Raw genomic sequence first — 18,130 nt, forward strand, 5'->3', positions numbered from 1 at the left:
AAAACGAGAACAGCCAAATCCTACGACCGTTTTTGACGCCGTCTAAAGCGGAAGGCGCAGGCTGAAGCTGGCGCCCTCGGGGTCGTAAGTCATGACCGCCGAGCCGTGCAGCGAGCGGTCGATCGTCGAGTCGATCAGCACCGAACCGAAGCCCTTGCGCTGAGGCGGCGACACCGCCGGCCCGCCACTTTCCACCCAATCCAGCAGCAGATGGCCTTCCGCCACGGACCAGTCGATCCGCACACAGCCCGAGGCGTTCGACAGTGCGCCGTATTTGGCGGCGTTCACCGCCAGCTCGTGAAAGACCATCCCCATCCCCAACGTCTGTTGCGCGTTCAGATCGACGGCCGGACCGGTCAGGCGGACCTGTTCCTCGGCATAGGGGGCCAGTTCCTGAGCCAGCATGGCGCGCAGATCGACATGCTCCCAGTTCGCAGCCGTCAGCAGGTTCTGAGTGTTGGACAGGGCCACGAGCCGCGCTTCGAAAAGGGCGGTGAAGGTGGCGACATCCGGCGTGCGCCGCGCGGTCTGGTGGGCGATGGACTGCACCGTGGCCAGTGTGTTTTTCACCCGGTGATTCAGTTCGTTGATCAGCAATCGCTGCAAGCGTTCGCTGTCGGCCAAGGCGGCGAAGGCCTCGCGGCGATCGGTGATGTCGGTGATGACGCCCGACATCTTAATCGGCCGGCCCGAACGACTGCGGATCAGGCGCCCGCGCAGATGGATCCAGCGACCCGAGGCCGGCAGACGCCATTCCTGATCATATTCGCCCTCTCCCGCCAAGGCGCGCTGCAGCGCCTGGCGATGCAACGGCAAATCCTCGGGCGACAGACGATCGCCGACCTCGGTTGCGCCAAGGCGGCAGGACGGATCAATGGACAGGATTTCGCGCGCGCGGTGCGACATCATCGTCGTCTTCATCGGCAGGGTCGCTTCCCAGAAGCCGACGCCGCCGGCGTCCACGGCCGCCAGAACATTGGCGCGTTGATCCACGATCGAGGCGCCCAGCGCGAGGAACAGCAGTGTCACCGCCCCGGTCGTCACCGCGACCGCCAGGACCACCGGCGACGCCCCGCCCTCCACCGGCCCTGCGTCAGCGATCGGGGTCAGGATCAGGGCCGCCATGCCGACATGGTGCATGGAGACGATGGCCAGACCCAGGATGACGGCGGCGACCGCGCGCCAGGCCAGGCTCCGCTCCTGGCCGGCCGCAATCAGGGCGGCGTAGGCGGCGGCGACCGCGACGACCACCGACAGGGCGACCAGCACGGGCTGATAGCTCAGGACGGCGTTCATCCGCATCGCCGCCATCCCGACATAGTGCATGGCGGCGACGGACCCGCCCATCAGCAGGGCCGCCGGCGCCAGTCGCAAGGGTCTGGCCTGGGCCGTCCCTGCCGTCAGGAAGGCCGCGGACGTGCCGGCCGTCGCCAGCAGAAAGGAGACCAGCGTCAGGCCGGGATCATAGAAGACGGGGCCTTCGGCCTCGAACCCCAGCATGGCAATGAAATGCATCGACCAGATGCTGACGCCCAGCGCCAGGGCGGCCACGCCCAGCCAACGCAACCGCGTCGCGCCGATCTGGTCGCGGGTGCGGTTGAACAGATCCAGAGCCGTCCACGCGCCCAGGATCGCGATCGCCAGCGACAGGACGGTGAACGGATTGACGTGAAGATGGTGCAAACGCGCCGAGGCCCCGAAAAACAGCAGCGGTATGCTTAGCCCGGTTTCATCGCGCGGACGACTGCGAAACGCATCCGGATCAAGCGACCAACCTGGCCCCCACGGCGACCGCGACGGCCAGCGCCAGGCTGGCGGCGGCGAAGATCGGCAAGGCCTGGCCCGATCGCGGCGCCAGCGGGCGGACCAGCATCGCGATCATCAGGGCGATCAGCCCCACTGCGCCAGGCAAGTCCATGCCGACCCCCAGGAAGACCCCGTGCCCCTGAACCAGCAACCACCCGCCGACGAGTGCTGTGGCGACGACGGCGGGCGCGAAGGACGCCCACGACCCGAAGCGGGCGCCGATCACCGCCGTCGACGCGGCCGCCAGGGCGGCGATCAGACCCGGCCACAGCAGCAGGAAGGCGGCTTCCGGCGCCACCGTCTGCACCCCGCCGCCCAGGATCAGAACCAAGATGATCAGCCCCAGCCAGCCGCCCCAGACGGCGTCTGCGTCCTGCGGTTTCGGCCGCGCCAGGCTGAGCGCCAGGGCGATCACCGTCGCCCCCAGGACCGGCAGGCTGAAACCGCCCAGCGCCGCTGCAATCGCGAAGACCGCCAGGACAACCCCGGCCGCGCCCCATCGGCCCAGCAGGCGTCGCCCTGCGGTCAGCATCAGAACCAGGGCCAGCATGGCCAAGGCCACGGCGATTTCCAGAACCGGCAGGCGACGCAGCAAGGTGTAATAGAGGTCGGCCGAATCCACGCGACGACCGATCGGCCCGGCCAGGACGCGCACCGCCTGCCCCACCACCACCGCGCTGGCCAGCAGCCACAGGCCATCCGTTGCGCCGCGTACGACCGACATGGCTCTCAAGCCCGTCGCATGGCGCGCGCCCCAAGCGGCGAAGGCCGTGGCTAGGGCCCCCGCGATCAGCAGCAGCCAGCCGATCGCCAGCGAATGCTGCACGACGAACAGGCCGAAGATGTCGGCATAGACGGCGTTCTGCGTCGCCTGCGGCAGGGTCGGCGCTCGCAGCAGGTCATCGGCCATTTCCAGCGCCTGGGAGCCGATATGCTGCACGCTGCCCTGATCCAGCGCCTGTGGCGTCGAGGACGGCGAATGGTACTGCGCCGGACGGCCGATGAAGGCCAGGTTGATCCCCGCCAGCTTGCGATCCGCCGCCACGGTGAAGTCCGTGCCGTTGGGCATCAGCCGATAGACGAAGATGGCCAGGGCGTTGCTGGACGGCCCGCCCGTCGCTCTCTGGGTCGCCTGGGCATAGCGGGCGATGGTCTGGGCGTTGCCGGGTCCGGTCTCGAACATCATGGCGCGGCCGCCACCGCCCCGCGCCTCCAGATTGATCACCGCGCCGATGTCGTCGCGCAGCGGATGTTCGCTGAAGAAGGCCCGCGCCCCGTCCAGATTCAGCTCCTCGGCGTCGGTGAACAGGACCACCAGCGTGCGTTCGGCCCCGCCCCGCGCCTTGATCGCGCGCACGGCCTCCAGAATGGCGGCCACCCCGGAGGTGTCGTCGGCGGCGCCCGGCGAGGTCGGCGAGGTGTCGTAATGCGCCATAATGGCCACGGCAGGCAGGGCCGGATTCCGTCCCGGCAGGACGCCGATGACATTGACGGCCTGGACGCCGCCCGCATTTCCACCCTCCCGCTCGAGCCGCGCGACGGCGGCGGGCGACAGGGCGCCGGTCTGCAGGCTGGGCTGAAGCCCCAGCGCCGTCAGCCTTTGGACAAGATAGGTCTGAACCTGCCGATGCTCGGCCGAGCCGACCGGATGCGGCGCTCGGGCAATCCGGTTCACGTCCATCATGGCGCGCGCGGCCGAGAACTGGACCGCAGGCGTCGAGGCGGGCAGGGGTTTGGGCGTCTGGGCGGTCAGCACCGCCAAACCGATGGCCGCCGCCAGGGAGGCCAGAAACAACACCCAACGCATATCCAATCCCCCGATCGCTCTGTCCCGCAATCATCCCCGAACCGCCGGTGTGCGCAAGGCCTCGATCAGCGTCGCACGATGTTCCGCGCCGTCAGATTGCCCGTGGCCCCGTCGCCGTCGTCCGCGCTGGACCCGAACGGCCAGCCCCGGTCGTCGCCGCAGTAGCGTCGTCCGCCCTCGCGCGACCCGATCACCACCGCGCGCGGCCTCAGCCAGCCCGCGCCGGTGAACAGATTGTCCGTAATCTGATTATAGGACGGCGTCTGGTGGCGGATGACGCCGTCCTCGCCGCAGTTGCGGTACAGAAACACCCCGCCCTTGCCGTGCAACGCCAGCCGGTTGCCGACTATTCGGTTGGCGCCCGACCCGTCCACCGCGATCTGCTCGCGTCCGGTGCGGATATCGAAATCGTTGTCCTGGATCAGCGCGCCTGCGCTCTCGGCGTCCAGATAGATGGCGGTGGCGGTCGAGCGCCCCGTAAAGCGGGATCGCGTCACCGTGGTGCGCGTCACCCCGGGTCCGACATACAGGGGAATGGTCCCCACGCCCTCGAACCGGACCCGGTCCAGGGTGACGCGGATCGGCGCAGCGGACTGGGCCGCTTGCGTGTGTCCGGCGGTGCGTGACGAGGCCAGCAGGTCGCGCATCGACCCGCCCGCCCCCATGCCCCAGATCCGCACATTGCCGACGACGGTGCAGTTTCGGATCGTCACATCGACCGGCCGCGACCACCGATCGCCCTCGCGGCGAGACCAGACGGCGAGGGTCGGGGCGGCGGTCGTCGCCGGGCCCGGCGCGCGGATGGATCCGCCTCCGCAATCGAGTGAGGCCCCTGAGCCTTCCGCGCCCTCGATCATTACGCGGCGGCGGATATCGACGCCCGACAGGTCGGCTTGGCATGTCAGGCGATAGGGCTGCGTCGACGGCGTCGTCAGCGCCGCGACCTCTTGCGGCGTGCACGGCCGGTCGGCCGGGGCCTGAAAGGTCAGCAAGGCCAGGGCCAGCGCCGCCGTCATATCAGGGCAGCGGGATCGCCAGGGCCGCGCGCTCGGCCGCGCAGCCGGGATTGGTCAGGCCGCTGCGGCGCGCGGCCGCCAGCTCGGCCCTCGCCGCCGCCATGTCCGCCTGGAAGGCCGGGGTGGCGACGACCCTGGCCGCAACATCCCGCCCGATCCGTTCGCCGACCGCGACATCGGTCGGATAGTGCATAGCGCAAATCAGGCGGCTGACCCCGATCTCGTAGCCGATCCGGCGCACGGCCTCGGCCCGGTCCGGCTCCAGCGCCGCAAAGGCCTCGCCATAGGCCGTCGCGACCGCTGCGCTGCCGGACGGATAGGAGGCGCTGCGTCTCGCCGCCGGCGTCAGGGTCTGGCAGGCGCGCCGGTTGGGATCTTCGCCGACCGGCCGCAGCCGCGCCTGGCGCGCCTTGACGCGTTCGGCCGCACTGTTCGCATCATGGAAGATCCGCGCCATCACGCGGTCCAGCGCCGGCGTCTCGGCCGACCCCAGCCGCACGCCCAAGGCGCAGTCGAAATGTTGTAAGGCCAGGGGCGGGCGCAGCTCGGCATGGGCGGTCGCCAGCAGCCATCGGTCGCCGTCTTCCAGCGCTGCAAACCGCGCCGAAGCCGCCTTGTCCGCCAGGTCTGCGACGGACCCCGGGGCCGGCGCCGGCGGGACCGCATCCGTCAATTGGGCGATCGCTTCATCGCTGAGGAAGCCCGCCGTCGGCATCGCGCCGTCCGGCTTGGGTGCGCCGGCGCACCCCACGGCCAGCAGCATCGCCGTCGCCGCGCCCCAGGCGGCGACCCGCCTCACTGACCGGCGCTCCAGCCCAGCTGGACCGAGGTCTGGCCGGTCTCGGTCGGCGTGGCGACGACCTGCAGCGAGGCGCCGTTCACCGCGTCCGCCGCCGCGCCATAGGCGCGCGTGTCGCCCTGGTTCATTCCGGCGACGGACCGCAGGCCCGCCTTCTCGGCGCGCTCGCGATAGAAGGCGACGACATCGTCCGGCGAGGCGGTGGTGGTGAAGGTGATCAGGCCGCCCGGCCCGGCCTCGCCGCCAGCGGCCAGCGGCTGCCCGTCCACCTGTGCGCCGGGATAGAGGACCGCAAAGGACGGCGCGCCGTCGGCGGCGGCGAGCGCAGCCCCCCCTACGACGGCGGGGGCTTCAGCTGCTGGAGGCGTCGCATCGGCGGTGACCGGCGCCGACGCTTCGGGCGCAGCCTTGGTCTCGACCGATTGGGCCGAGCGATCACATCCTGCGAGGCAAAACAGAACCAAGACGGCGGAGACCGCCAAGCGAAGCGTCATCGAGAGATCGTCCTTGGACCGAGAGGGTCAGAGCGCCACCGTGGCGCATGGTTGCGGCGGCGACAAGGCGCCCGCTCAGTCGGCGGCGTCGTCCTGATCCGCCGCGCCTTTGCCGGCCGACCCTTCTTCGGCCAAACGTGCATTGATCTTGGCCGAATCCGGGTCGTCATCCGTGCCTGCTGCCGACCCGCCGCGCAGCGAGCCTGCCCGCGTGTCCGATCCCGAATCGCTGCCGTCCAGCGCGTCGATCAGCGTATCCGCCTTGTGACCCAGATCCGGCTTCTCGCCCATGTCGGCGGCTTCGCGGGCGTCGTCGCAATCCGCTTCGGGCTTGGTGGGATCGGTGTCGGTCATGACGCAGTCTCCGTTCGTCGAGATGAGTTTAAAGCGCCTGATCCGGTTGCGGTTCCAGACCCTCGCCCTTGAACCCCGAAGGACAGACCCGATCTAGGCGTCATGATCCCGTTTTCAGTTCTCGACCTCTCCCCCATCGTCGAAGGCGGCGACGCCCGACGCGGCCTGGATGAAACCCTGGCCCTGGCCCAGGCCGCCGACCGGCTCGGCTATGAGCGGTTTTGGCTGGCCGAACATCACAATATGCCCGGCATCGCCAGCGCCGCGACCGCCATCGTCATCGGCCATGTCGCGGCGGGGACCGAGCGCATCCGCGTCGGCTCCGGCGGCGTCATGCTGCCCAACCATGCGCCCCTGGTCGTTGCCGAACAGTTCGGCACGCTGGAGACCCTGTTCCCTGGCCGCATCGACCTCGGCCTGGGCCGCGCGCCCGGCACGGACGGCGCCACCGCTCGTGCGCTGCGGCGCTATTTCGAAGGCGCAGACCAGTTCCCGCGCGATGTGGTCGAGCTGATCCACTGGTTCGAGCCGGCGTCGGAGAACCAGCCCGTCCGCGCCGTCCCGGGCGCCGGCCTGCGCGTACCGATCTGGCTTCTGGGCTCCAGCCTATTTAGCGCCCAGCTCGCCGGCCAGCTCGGCCTGGCCTACGCCTTCGCCAGCCATTTCGCACCCGAACTGCTGCTGGAGGCCCTGGCCCTGTATCGCCGCGAGTTCGTCTCCTCGGACCGCCTGGCCAAGCCCCACGCCATGGCCGCGATCAATGTCTTCGCCGCCGACACGGACGCCGAGGGCGTGCGCCTGTCCACCTCGATGCAGCAGAGCTTCGCCCGCCTCTCGACCGGGAGGCCGGGCAAGCTGCCACCGCCGGTCGATGACATCGCCGCGATCCTGACGCCGCAGCAGATCGCCGGCGCCAAGGGCCGGCTGCTCTATTCCGCCATCGGCGGCCCGGAGACCATCAAACGCCAACTGGCCGACTTCATCGCCCTGACCGGCGTGGACGAGCTGATGGTCACCGGCATGATGTTCGACAACGCCGCCCGCATCCGCAGCCTGGAGATCGTGGCCGAGGCGCGTGATCAGATGGCGACGAAGCAGGCGGCCTAAAGGCCGTTCAGAAAATCCAGCAGCAGACGGTTGATCTCGTCCGCCCGTTCCTGCTGGATCCAGTGGCCCGCGCCCGGCACGACGACCGAGCGGATCAGGTTCGGCGCCCAGTCCTTCAGGCCCGCCTCGTGCGCGCCGGCGTAGTGGCGCACTGGATCGTCCTCGCCGACGATGAACAGGGCGGGCACGGTGATCTTCTGGTCCTGCACGAAGGCCGTCAGCGACCAGTTCAGGTCCATCGCCCGATACCAGTTCAGGGGTCCTTCGAACCCGCCCGCCGAAAAGCCGTGCACATATTCGTCGAAATGCGCCTCGCTCATCCATGGCGGCAGGGTCGCGTCGTCGGCGATGGTGTCGAGCAGAGCCACGCCTTCGGGCATGAAGCCGGTCGATCTGCGATCGGCGGGGGTCGCGCCGTCATAGGCGTAAAACAGTTTCCTCAGCGCCATCGCCGGATCGGCGTCCAGCACGCGGTGCGCATCCGGCGCCTGGAATCGGCTGATATAGAGGTCGCCCAGCCCGGCCCGTTTCGAGATGGCGGCCATGGCGGCCGTGGGCGGTCCCTTGGGTCGGCGCGGCTGGAACGGCACCGACAGGCCCGCGACCGCCGTGAACAGATCCGGCCGCAGCAGGGCGCAATGCCAGGCGACCGGCGCGCCCCAGTCATGCCCGACGACGACGCCAGGCCCCTTGCCCAGCGCGCGGATCAGATCGACCATGTCGCCGACGAGATGCAGAATGGAGTAGGCCTCCACCCCCGCCGGCTTGTCCGTCCCGCCATAGCCCCGCATGTCCGGGGCGACGACATGATAGCCCGCCTGCGAGATCGCCTGGACCTGGGCGCGCCAGCTGATCCCCAGTTCTGGGAAGCCGTGGATCAGCAGGACCAGCGGCGCGTTGTCATCCTCGAACCCGGCCTCCAGAACCTGTTGGACCAGACCGTCGGTCTTGATATGCCGGGTTCGCATCGCTTCCTCCGACGGCGTCTTCGCCGCTCATTATCGTCAGGACGGACATGACCCGCCTCGTCACTTTTGCGGACGGTACGACCGTTCCCGCCCTCGGCCAAGGCACCTGGGAGCTGGGCGACGACCCGGCCTGGCGCGATGAGGAGCAGCAGGCCCTGGCGCGCGGCATCGACCTGGGCATGACCCTGATCGACACGGCTGAACTCTATGGCGACGGCCGCTCGGAACGGCTGGTGGGCGAGGTCATCGCCGGACGCCGCGATGAGGTCTTTCTGGTCTCCAAGGTCCGGCCCGAGAACGCGTCGGAGATGAAGATGATGCTGGCCTGCGAGAAGTCGCTGGAACGGCTCGGTGTCGAGCGGCTGGACCTCTACTTGCTGCACTGGGAAGGCCATGTTCCGCTGGAAGAGACCGTCGAAGCGTTCCGCGACCTGGTCGACGAAGGGATGATCGCCCGCTGGGGCGTGTCGAACCTGGACCTGCGCGCCATGGAGCAGTTGATGGAGATCGAGGGGGGCGAGGACTGCGCCGTCAACCAGCTGCTCTATAATCTCGCCTCACGCGGGGTGGAGTTCGACCTCTTCCCGTGGATGCAGGCGCGCGACATGCCGATGATGGCCTATTCGCCGCTTGGGCGCGGCGAACTGCTGGAGCAGCCCCTGATCCGCGACATCGCCAATCGCCATTCCGCCAGCCCGGCCCAGGTGGCGCTGGCCGCCGTCCTGCGCCACGACGGCGTCATCGCCATCCCCAAGGCCAGTTCGGTTGAACACGTCGAGGCCAACGCCGACGCCCTGGACATCCAGTTCGACCTGGAAGACCTGGAACGGCTGGATGCGGCCTTCCCGCCCCCGAGACACGCCGTGCCGCTGGATATCATCTAGCCGCCGGAGACGATCGTCAGCCGCCGCGCCCGCTCACCGTCCGCATACGGAATAACCGGTCCGCGACCCCAGACCGGATCGGGCCAGAGACCGTCGTCGCGGCGGCGGCCGACCACATGGACATGCAGCTGCGCCGTCACATTGCCGATGGCGCCGACGTTCAGCTTTTCGACCGCACCCAGCCGCCGAACCAGCGCCCCGGCCCGCACCGTCTCCTCCATCAACACGGCTCGCTGTTCGACGCTCAGATCCTCCAGCTCCACTGCGCCCTCGACGCGCGGGATCAGGATCAGCCAAGGAAAGCGGGCGTCGTCCTGAAGCCGCACATGGCACAGCGGCCATTCGACAGCGGCGACCGATCCTGCCTCGAAGGCCGGCGCGACCTCGAACCCCATCAATTCAGCCCGTAGATGACGCAGGCGCTGTCGGTCATCACCTGCAAGGGCGGTTGCAGCGCCAGCCGAGCCGCCTCGATCTGGGCCTCGCTAGGCGGCGGAGGCGGGGGTGCATAGGCCATGCGCGACCCCGTCACGACGATGTCGTCCACCGTCGTCTCCTGCCCGCCCCCTGCGGCGTATGAAGGCCAGCCCGCCAGCACGTCCGTCTGGCAGACTCGGCCCGACGGATCGATGATCTTGACCCGGCCCAGGGTCGCGCCGGCGTTGGTCGCCGCCGCCTCGGCCCGACGTCGCGCATCCTTCATCGCCTCGGCCTGCAGATTGGCCTTCCAGCTGTTGTCGGGGTCCAGGTTGAAATTGACTTGTCCGATCGAGGTCGGACGCGAAGCCACGATGGTCGCATAGACCCGCTCGATCAGGCGCACATCGCGCACCGTCACATTGACCGAGGCGTCGGCCTGATAGCGGGCCACGCGGTCGGCGCGGGTGTTGTCGCGCATCACCCCGTTTTCGTCGCGGTACTGGTCATAGAGCGGCCGCGTGGTGACGCTGGTCTCGACGCGCACCTTGTCCGCCCCATAGGCCGACAAGGCCTGGCTCAGCGCCCGAACCTGATCGGCGGCGGCGCGCGAGGCCTCGGCGACGCTGCGGTCCACCGACTGGAAGCTGGCCGAAACGAAGGCGCGGTTGGCCTGAATCTCCACCCGCACCTGGCCGACGGAGGCGATGACCGGATCGCGCATCCACCAAGGTGCGGGAATATAGCGGTCGCCGATGGTCGCGGGCGGCGTCTGGGCCAGCACAGGCGTGGCGACCGACGCCAGCAGCAGGGCGAAAGCGAATGAACGGCGCATCGAAATCCTCCGGTTTTCGCCGGACCTTCGCAAGCCTGACCAAGGCCGTAAAGCGAGGTTCTTGCGACAGCCGCGCGAGGGGTCTAGACCGCCCGCACGATTAATCCCCTTTCGCACACGCAATAAACGGAGACATCCATGGCTCGCGCGAAGATCGCCCTTATCGGCGCCGGCATGATCGGCGGAACCCTGGCCCACGTGGCCGCGCGCGAAGCCCTGGGCGACGTGATCCTGTTCGACATCGCCGAAGGCACCCCGCAGGGCAAGGCGCTGGACATCGCCGAGGCCTCGGCCGTCTTCGGCCAGGACGTGGCCCTGAAGGGCGCCAACGACTATGCCGACATCGCGGGCGCAGACGTCTGCATCGTCACCGCCGGCGTGCCGCGCAAGCCGGGCATGAGCCGCGACGACCTGATCGGCATCAACCTGAAGGTCATGAAGGCCGTCGGCGAGGGCATCAAGGCCCACGCCCCCAACGCCTTCGTCATCTGCATCACCAACCCGCTCGACGCCATGGTCTGGGCCCTGCAGAAGTTCTCGGGCCTGCCGAAGGAGAAGGTGGTCGGCATGGCCGGCGTGCTGGACTCGGCTCGCTTCGCCTACTTCCTGGCTGAAAAGACCGGCGTGTCGGTGCAGGACATCCACGCCTGGACCCTGGGCGGTCACGGCGACGACATGGTGCCGATGGTGCGCCACTCGACCGTCGGCGGCCTGCCCCTGCCGGACGCCGTCGCCGCCGGCTTCCTGTCGCAGGACGAACTGGACGCCATCGTCGAGCGCACCCGCAAGGGCGGCGGCGAGATCGTGGCCCTGCTGAAGACCGGATCGGCCTTCTACGCCCCGGCTGAATCCGCCATCGCCATGGCCAAATCCTATCTGCTGGACCAGAAGCGCGTCCTGCCCTGCGCCGTCTGGCTGTCGGGCGAATACGGCCTGTCGGACATCTACGTCGGCGTCCCCGCCCTGATCGGCGCCGGCGGCGTCGAGAAGATCGTCGAGTTCACCACCAACGACGAAGAAAAGGCGATGTTCGAAAAGTCCGTCGCCTCGGTCCAGGGCCTGCTGCAGGCCTGTAAAGATATCGACGGCTCGCTGGCGTAAGCCGCGCGACGATCAAATGACGAAGGGCCTGCGGAGCGATCCGCAGGCCCTTTTTTTGTCCCTTCTCCCATTGGGAGAGGGAGCTCATCGCGGCGCGACGTATCCCATCTGGCCCGCAAACTTCGGCAGCAGTTGCAGCCAAACCGTCAGCGGGTCCGCCATTTGCTTCACGCCTTCGCCCGACAGCACGACGACATCGTACTGCACCGTCGCGGTCGGCGTTTCGGCCGCGGTGTGGAAGGCTTTCAGATAGCGGTTGTCGCGGTTCCAGGCGTTCACCTTGTCCAGCGTCGCGCCGGCGCCCGGCACAACGGCGCTGAACTGAACCTCGCCGCAGCGAGACGCCTCGCAGCCATAGAAGAAGACCGCCCAGGTCAGGCCCGCATTGGTCACGGTGAAGAAGGTCAGGCCGTTCTCGGTCTGCACAGGCCCGACCCGCCCGCCCAGCCCGGTGATCCACGTCGCGACCTCGGCCGGCGTCAGCCCGCGACTGGCCGCAGCCGGCGCCGTTTGGGCGAACGCTCCTCCCGCCGTCAGCGGCGATAAGGTCAACGAAAGGGCGGCAGCGAGGGCGAGACGGCGCATGGAAACACTCCGAGGGTCAGCCCTACCCTAGCCGTCAGTCGCGGACGTGCGCCAGCCAGTCCTTGCTCTGCATTTCATTGAAGCGCGACACGGTGCGCTCGAACTCGAACGCCCCCACCCCTTCGGTATAGAGGGCCTCCGGCTTGGCCGCCGCCAGCACGATCAGCTTGGTCTTGGCCTCATAGAGGGCGTCCACCAGGGTCACCAGACGCCGCGCCTCGTGGTGGTTGGCCGAACTCAGGATCGGCACGTCCTCCAGGAACAGGGTGTGGAACCGCTGGGCGATGGCCAGATAGTCCTGCGGCCCCAGCGGCCTGGCGCACAGCTCCGCAAACGTCGCCCGCGCCATCGACCCCACGGTGCGCTCCACCACCACATCGCGACCCAGCACGGTCAGATGCGCCGGTTCTTCCGGTTCGCCCCCCTTCAGCTCGCGCCATAACGCCTCGAACGCCGCGCGGTCGTCCGGCGTGTGCCAGACCTGGGCCGAGGTCATCCGATCCAACCGCCAGTCGCGCGCCCCGGCCGTCTCCACGACCACGCAGCGCTCGCGGATGATATCGATGAAGGGCAGGAAGAGCTGGCGGTTGATGCCGTTCTTGTAGAGCTCCTCCGGCGCGCGGTTCGAGGTGATGGCCAGCACCACCCGATCCTCAAACAAGGCTTCGAACAACCGGCCCAGGATCATGGCGTCGGCGATGTCGGTGACCTGCAATTCGTCGAAACACAGCAGCCGGGCTTCCGACGCGATCAGCTTCGCGATCGGCGGGATGGGGTCGTCGCCCTTATGCGTTCCGAACACGGCCTTGCGGGTCTTCGCATCCCCCTCGCGCCACTGTTTCACCAGGTCGTGGATACGGGCCATGAAGGCGTGAAAGTGGGCGCGCGTCTTTCGCGGTTCGGGCGTCGCCGAATAGAACAGGTCCATCAGCATCGACTTGCCGCGTCCGGGCGGGCCGTAGAGATAGACGCCCCGCACCTCCGGCGCCTTGCCGAACAGGCCGCGTTTGGCCAGATCGACCTCCAGCCGCTCCAGCGCCGTGATCACGCTCTCCTGCGCCGCATCCGGCGTCAGCACGCCCTCTTCCACGCGGATGTCGTAAGCGTTGCGGATACGGGAGGTCATGGGAGGACTGCTTAAAGCCCGGCACAGTGAAAAGCGATTGCTTCGCGGCTGCGAACGCCTAAATGCACAGCACACACCAAACCGCGCTCAAGCAGCAAGGCTCCGCTGAGCCGAGCGTTAGCGCGTCCGAAGGACCAAGCATCATGGGTTATCGCGTCGCCATCGTCGGAGCCACGGGCAATGTGGGCCGCGAAATGCTGAACATCCTCGAGGAGCTGGAATTCCCCGTCGACGAAATCCACGCCATCGCCTCGCGCAAGTCCAAGGGGGTCGAGGTCTCCTTCGGCGACAAGACCATCAAATGCCAGGACATCGAGCAGTTCGACTTCTCCAAGGTCGATATCGTCCTGATGTCCGCCGGCGGCGCGGTGTCCAAGGAATGGTCCGAGAAGATCGGCAAGGCCGGTCCTATCGTGATCGACAACTCCTCGGCCTTCCGCAAGGACCCCGACGTGCCGCTGATCGTGCCCGAGGTGAATCCGGACGCCATCAAGGACGCGACCAAGAAGAACATCATCGCCAACCCCAATTGCTCGACCATCCAGCTGGTGACGGCGCTGAAGCCGCTGCACGATGCGGCCAAGATCAAGCGAGTCGTGGTCTCGACCTATCAGTCGGTGTCTGGCGCCGGTAAGGAAGGCATGGACGAGCTGTGGAACCAGACCAAGGCCATCTACGGCCTGGGCGACGCCACGCCCAAGAAGTTCCCCAAACAGATCGCCTTCAACGTCATCCCCTACATCGGCTCCTTCCTCGAGGACGGCTCCACCGACGAGGAGAAGAAGATGTCGGACGAGACGCACAAGATGCTGGACCCCGACATCAAGGTCACCGTCACCTGCGTGCGCGTGCCCGTCTTCGTGGGTCACTCCGAGGCCGTGAATGTGGAGTTCGACCGCCCCATCGAACCCGACGAGGCCCGCGCCATCCTGCGCGAGGCGCCCGGCGTGCTGGTCATCGATAAGCAGGAGCACGACGGCTATATCACCCCCGTCGACGCGGCCAGCGAACACGCCGTCTATGTCAGCCGCATCCGCAAGGACACGACCGTCGAGAACGGCCTGAACCTTTGGGTCGTGTCCGACAACCTGCGTAAGGGCGCCGCCCTCAACGCGGTGCAGATCGCCCAGCTGCTGGACGAGACCGGCGTGATCAAGTCGTCGTCGGGATATCGTTCGATCACGGTCTAGGCGGTCTCAACCGTCATGAACGCCGACGCAACCCCTGCCGACGGCCGCGCCGTCGGTACGGCCATCGCCTGCTACACCCTGTGGGGGCTGCTGCCGCTGCTCTTCATGGCGATGGCGGCGCACGGCTTCGGCGCGCCCGAAATCCTGGCGCATCGGGCGGTCTGGTCTGTTTTCGTTGCCGGCCTGGTCCTGCTGCTGGCCGGGCAATGGGGCGAGGCGCGCCGGGTGCTGGCCACGCCGCGCACCCTGGCCTGGCTGGCCCTGTCCGCGCTGCTGATCGGCACCAACTGGAGTCTCTACGTCTTCGCCACCACGCATCACGCGACGCTGGAGGCCAGCCTCGGCTACTATATCAATCCCTTGCTCAACATGGCGGCCGGCGCCGTGCTGTTCCGCGAGAAGATCGACCGCTGGAGCGCGCTCGCCATCGGTCTGGCCGCCATCGGGGTCGTGATCCAGACGATCGCCCTGGGCCATGTGCCGATCATCGGCCTGACCTTGGCCGTCACCTTCTGCGCCTATGCGGTGATCCGAAAGCGTGTGCCCGCCTCGGCCCAGACTGGTCTGTTCGTAGAATGTCTGGTGCTTCTGCCCATCGGCGCGGTCTTCCTGGCCTGGTTGACCACCCACGGTCAGGCGGTCGGATTTTCATCGCCCTCCGGCCTGATCTGGGCGCTGGTGAACGGCCCGGCCACCGTGATCCCGCTGGCGCTGTTCGCCTGGTCGGCGCGGCGTCTGCCCCTGTCCACGGTCGGTTTCATCCAGTTCCTGGCCCCGACGCTTCAGTTCGCCTGCGGCGTGGCGACCGGCGAGCCGCTGACCCTGCTGCGGATCGTGTCCTTCGTCTTCATCTGGGCCGGCGCCGGCGTCTTCGCCCTGGCCGCCTTCAATCGCAGCCGCGCCGCACGCGAGGCGTTGAAGACCACGGCGGAACCGGCGTAGCCTTCGCCCACACGGAGGCGAGGCCATGACGACCGCCCAACCGGGCCCCTGCGAAGGCGGACAGGTCCACGCCGCCGCCGAACCGGCCCATCCGCTGTCGGCGGCGCGCAAACGCTGGGTGCTGGCCGCGACGGTGCTGGGCTCCAGCCTGACCTTCATCGACGGCTCGGCGCTGGGCGTCGCCCTGCCCGCCGTACAGCGGGATCTCGCGGCCGGCACGGCGGCGGTCCAGTGGGTGTCGAACGCCTATCTGCTGACCCTAGGCGCTCTCGTTCTGATCGGCGGCGCGGCCGGTGATCGGTTCGGACGGCGGCGGGTCTTTCTGATCGGGGTCGCGATCTTCGCCCTGGCCTCCATCGGCTGCGCCCTGGCGCCCACTGTCCAGGGCTTGGTCGCCGGCCGGGCGATCCAGGGGATCGGCGCGGCCCTGCTGACGCCCGGCGCCCTGGCGGTGATCGGCGCGACCTTCCCGCCTGAGGAGCGAGGCAAGGCCTTTGGAACCTGGGCCGGCTTCGGCGCCCTGACCGGCATGGTCGGACCGCTGATCGGGGGTTGGCTGGCCGACGCCGCTGACTGGCGCGCCATCTTCTGGATCAACGTCCCGCTGGCGATCCTGACCGCCCTCGTGACCCTGGCCGCCACGCCCGAGAGCCGCGATCCCGACGCGCGCGGTCTGGACGGTCTGGGCGCGGTTCTGGCGGTCGCCGGGCTGGGCGCCCTGACCTGGGCCCTGACCGCCGCGCCCGATCTGGGGTTCGCATCGCCCGTCATCCTCGCCGGACTGGTCGTGGGCGCGGCGCTGCTGGTCGCCTTCGTCTGGGCCGAGGCGCGCCAGAGCCACCCGATGATGCCGCTGGGCCTGTTTTCGTCTTCCGTGTTCAGCGGGATCAATCTGCTGACCCTACTGCTCTATTTCGCCCTAGGCGGGGCGATGTTCTTCCTGCCTTTCGATCTGATCCGGGTTCACGGCTGGAGCGCGACCGAGGCCGGCGCCGCCATGCTGCCCTTCGCCGCCGTCATGGGCCTGTTCTCCGGCCTCGCGGGTCGGGTCGCCGATCGGTTCGGCGCGCGTCTGTCGCTCAGTGTCGGGCCGGCCCTGGCCGGCATCGGACTGGCGCTGCTCGCCGTGCCTGCGCCGGGCGCGGGCTATGTCGACGGACCGCTGGCGGGGATGACGGTGCTGGCGATCGGCATGACCCTGGCGGTCGGGCCGCTGACGGCGACGGTGATGGGGGCCGTCAAGGCGGGCCACGCCGGCGTGGCCTCGGGCGTCAACAATGCAGTGGCGCGCGTGGCCAGCCTTCTGGCCGTCGCCCTCCTGGGCCTCGTGCTGTCTGCGGTCTTCGCCGGGGTCGCCAACCTGCCTGACGCGCGCGCCCAGCTGGCCCAGGTCATGTCGGGCGCCGAGATCACGCCCGTCGTCCGCGACACCTTCCATGCGGCGTTTCGGGCCGTGATTCTGACGTGCGCCGGCTGCGCGGGCTTGGCCGGCCTGATCGGCTTGCTGACCGCGCCCGGCCCGGTTCAAAAGGCGGCGTAAAGCGCGTCCAGCAACCGCTTGGGCCGAGGGTCGCCGATCAGGTGCGGCGACTGGCGCGTCATCACATAGGCCGCCGACAGCTTCCGCGACGGATCGGCCATGGCCATCGACCCGCCCCAGCCATAATGGCCAAAGGCGTCGTTCGGCCCGAACACCTTCAGCCCGTCATTGCGCATCAGGCCCGCCGCCCAGCTGATCGTGTAGGGCAACACCTTGTCCGGCCCATGAATGCGCTCGCGCGTCAGCTGATCCAGGGTTCCCGCCGACAGCACCGACCGGCCGTCCAGCACGCCGCCATTAGCGACCACCCCAAGCATCTTCGCCAGCCCCAGGGCCGTGCCGTGCAGATTGGCCGACGGAATCTCCATCTCGCGCCAGGCCGCCGAACCGCGCCCGCCCGGCGCCGAGCCGCGATCCAGGAAGGCCGCCTGTTTGATCGGATCGATGGCTCCCAGGCTGGGCGCCGCCGTGGGTTTGCGCATCTGCGCCACGCGCCCGTGTTCGCTTTCGGGCAGGCCGATCCACAGGTCCAGCTCCGGGAAGTCCTGGCGCAGCGCCTGGCCCATCGTTCGGCCGGTCGCGCGGCGATAGACCTCATTGGCCAGATAGCCGACGGTGATCGGGTGATAGCCCGAGGCGGTGCCCGGCGCCCACATCGGCTGCTGAGCCGCCAGACGCGACAGAACCGCGGACACATCGAACCAGATCGTTGGATCGACGGCCTCGGAAAAGCCCGGTAGCCCCGACTGGTGGCTCATCAGCTGGGCGACGGTGACCTCCGCCTTGCCCGCCGCGCCGAACTCGGGCCACAGCGAGGCGACCGGCTGGTCATAGTCGATCTGCCCGGCCTCGACCGCGCTCGCCATCAGGATGGCCATCACCGCCTTGCCGGTCGAAAACACCGAGGTCAGGGTGGCGTCGGTGAACGGCGTCGTCCTGGCCGTATCCGCATGGCCCGCCCACAGATCGACGACCGTTTCGCCCTTGACCAGCACGCTGAACCGCGCCGCCTGCTCGTTCAGCCCCTCGGGTGCCTCGGTGAAGTTGGCGGCGAAGGCCTCGCGCACGGCCTCATAATCGGGTGCGCAAACGCCGTGGATGTCGATGAGATCGGTCATGGGCCGGTCCTAGCGCGCCCGCCGCCCACGAAAAAGGCCTC

The 18,130-nt window shown here is 68.6% G+C and carries 18 protein-coding genes; 6 read left to right on the forward strand and 12 right to left on the reverse strand.

Annotation, left to right across the window (positions count from 1 at the left end; genetic code table 11):
• Window positions 1–42: 42 nt before the first annotated feature.
• The 6 genes from BLR19_RS12205 to BLR19_RS12230 form a co-directional block, all read right to left on the reverse strand.
• Window positions 43–1,683 (reverse strand): MHYT domain-containing protein, encoded by a 1,641-nt coding sequence (locus BLR19_RS12205; protein ID WP_091751404.1) that lies wholly within the window; start codon window positions 1,681–1,683, stop codon window positions 43–45.
• Window positions 1,684–1,762: 79 nt separating this feature from the next.
• Complete coding sequence (locus BLR19_RS12210; protein WP_091751407.1) at window positions 1,763–3,613, reverse strand: M20/M25/M40 family metallo-hydrolase; 1,851 nt, start codon at window positions 3,611–3,613, stop codon at window positions 1,763–1,765.
• 65 nt (window positions 3,614–3,678) lie between these two features.
• A complete protein-coding gene (locus BLR19_RS12215; protein WP_091751410.1) occupies window positions 3,679–4,629 on the reverse strand; it encodes a right-handed parallel beta-helix repeat-containing protein in 951 nt (316 codons plus the stop codon).
• 1 nt (window position 4,630) lies between these two features.
• Window positions 4,631–5,428 (reverse strand): phosphatase PAP2 family protein, encoded by a 798-nt coding sequence (locus BLR19_RS12220; protein ID WP_091751413.1) that lies wholly within the window; start codon window positions 5,426–5,428, stop codon window positions 4,631–4,633.
• Window positions 5,425–5,922 carry a hypothetical protein gene (locus tag BLR19_RS12225; protein ID WP_091751416.1) on the reverse strand — a complete coding sequence of 166 codons (498 nt, stop codon included), beginning with the start codon at window positions 5,920–5,922 and terminating at the stop codon, window positions 5,425–5,427. Before BLR19_RS12225 ends, BLR19_RS12220 begins: the two co-directional genes overlap by 4 nt.
• A 75-nt stretch (window positions 5,923–5,997) precedes the next feature.
• Entirely contained in the window at window positions 5,998–6,276 is a 279-nt protein-coding gene (locus BLR19_RS12230; protein WP_091751419.1) for a ribonuclease, read from the reverse strand.
• 102 nt (window positions 6,277–6,378) lie between these two features.
• On the opposite strand from BLR19_RS12230, the gene BLR19_RS12235 reads away from it, so the two are divergent.
• Window positions 6,379–7,383 carry an LLM class flavin-dependent oxidoreductase gene (locus BLR19_RS12235; protein ID WP_091751423.1) on the forward strand — a complete coding sequence of 335 codons (1,005 nt, stop codon included), beginning with the start codon at window positions 6,379–6,381 and terminating at the stop codon, window positions 7,381–7,383.
• On the opposite strand, the gene BLR19_RS12240 is transcribed toward BLR19_RS12235, so the two are convergent.
• A complete protein-coding gene (locus BLR19_RS12240) occupies window positions 7,380–8,351 on the reverse strand; it encodes an alpha/beta fold hydrolase (protein WP_091751426.1) in 972 nt (323 codons plus the stop codon). The two genes, BLR19_RS12235 and BLR19_RS12240, sit on opposite strands and share 4 nt — an antisense overlap.
• Window positions 8,352–8,398: 47 nt before the next feature.
• Here BLR19_RS12240 and BLR19_RS12245 point away from each other — a divergent pair, with 47 nt between their 5' ends.
• Window positions 8,399–9,235 (forward strand): aldo/keto reductase, encoded by an 837-nt coding sequence (locus tag BLR19_RS12245; protein WP_091751429.1) that lies wholly within the window; start codon window positions 8,399–8,401, stop codon window positions 9,233–9,235.
• Here BLR19_RS12245 and BLR19_RS12250 read toward each other — a convergent pair.
• Together BLR19_RS12250 and BLR19_RS12255 are read right to left on the reverse strand one after the other, a co-directional pair.
• Window positions 9,232–9,633, reverse strand: a complete 402-nt coding sequence (locus BLR19_RS12250; RefSeq protein ID WP_369818854.1) for an HIT domain-containing protein — start codon at window positions 9,631–9,633, stop codon at window positions 9,232–9,234. The genes BLR19_RS12245 and BLR19_RS12250 overlap by 4 nt on opposite strands.
• A complete protein-coding gene (locus tag BLR19_RS12255; RefSeq protein ID WP_091751435.1) occupies window positions 9,630–10,487 on the reverse strand; it encodes an SIMPL domain-containing protein in 858 nt (285 codons plus the stop codon). Before BLR19_RS12255 ends, BLR19_RS12250 begins: the two co-directional genes overlap by 4 nt.
• A 138-nt stretch (window positions 10,488–10,625) precedes the next feature.
• Between BLR19_RS12255 and mdh the strand changes: the two genes are divergently transcribed.
• Window positions 10,626–11,588 carry a malate dehydrogenase gene (gene mdh / locus BLR19_RS12260; protein ID WP_091751438.1) on the forward strand — a complete coding sequence of 321 codons (963 nt, stop codon included), beginning with the start codon at window positions 10,626–10,628 and terminating at the stop codon, window positions 11,586–11,588.
• 84 nt (window positions 11,589–11,672) lie between these two features.
• On the opposite strand, the gene BLR19_RS12265 is transcribed toward mdh, so the two are convergent.
• Together BLR19_RS12265 and zapE are read right to left on the reverse strand one after the other, a co-directional pair.
• On the reverse strand, window positions 11,673–12,173 hold the full coding sequence (locus tag BLR19_RS12265; protein WP_091751441.1) for a YbjN domain-containing protein: 501 nt from the start codon (window positions 12,171–12,173) through the stop codon (window positions 11,673–11,675).
• A 34-nt stretch (window positions 12,174–12,207) separates the two neighbouring features.
• The gene (gene zapE, locus BLR19_RS12270; protein WP_091751444.1) at window positions 12,208–13,299 is read right to left on the reverse strand and encodes a cell division protein ZapE; all 1,092 of its coding nucleotides are present in this window, start codon (window positions 13,297–13,299) and stop codon (window positions 12,208–12,210) included.
• Window positions 13,300–13,442: 143 nt separating this feature from the next.
• Here zapE and BLR19_RS12275 point away from each other — a divergent pair, with 143 nt between their 5' ends.
• Genes BLR19_RS12275 through BLR19_RS12285 form a run of 3 tightly spaced genes read left to right on the forward strand, consistent with a single transcriptional unit; the run spans window position 13,443 to window position 16,971 of the window.
• Complete coding sequence (locus BLR19_RS12275) at window positions 13,443–14,489, forward strand: aspartate-semialdehyde dehydrogenase (RefSeq protein WP_055807329.1); 1,047 nt, start codon at window positions 13,443–13,445, stop codon at window positions 14,487–14,489.
• Between the two features lie 15 nt (window positions 14,490–14,504).
• Window positions 14,505–15,431: an EamA family transporter RarD gene (gene rarD, locus BLR19_RS12280; protein WP_091751447.1), complete on the forward strand. Its 927-nt coding sequence runs from the start codon at window positions 14,505–14,507 to the stop codon at window positions 15,429–15,431.
• A gap of 25 nt (window positions 15,432–15,456) precedes the next feature.
• On the forward strand, window positions 15,457–16,971 hold the full coding sequence (locus tag BLR19_RS12285) for a DHA2 family efflux MFS transporter permease subunit (protein WP_091751450.1): 1,515 nt from the start codon (window positions 15,457–15,459) through the stop codon (window positions 16,969–16,971).
• Here the strand turns inward: BLR19_RS12285 and BLR19_RS12290 are convergent.
• Window positions 16,956–18,089: a serine hydrolase domain-containing protein gene (locus tag BLR19_RS12290; RefSeq protein ID WP_091751453.1), complete on the reverse strand. Its 1,134-nt coding sequence runs from the start codon at window positions 18,087–18,089 to the stop codon at window positions 16,956–16,958. The genes BLR19_RS12285 and BLR19_RS12290 overlap by 16 nt on opposite strands.
• Window positions 18,090–18,130 lie beyond the last annotated feature (41 nt).

Source organism: Brevundimonas sp. 374, from assembly GCF_900102995.1.
GTDB lineage: Bacteria > Pseudomonadota > Alphaproteobacteria > Caulobacterales > Caulobacteraceae > Brevundimonas > Brevundimonas vesicularis_C.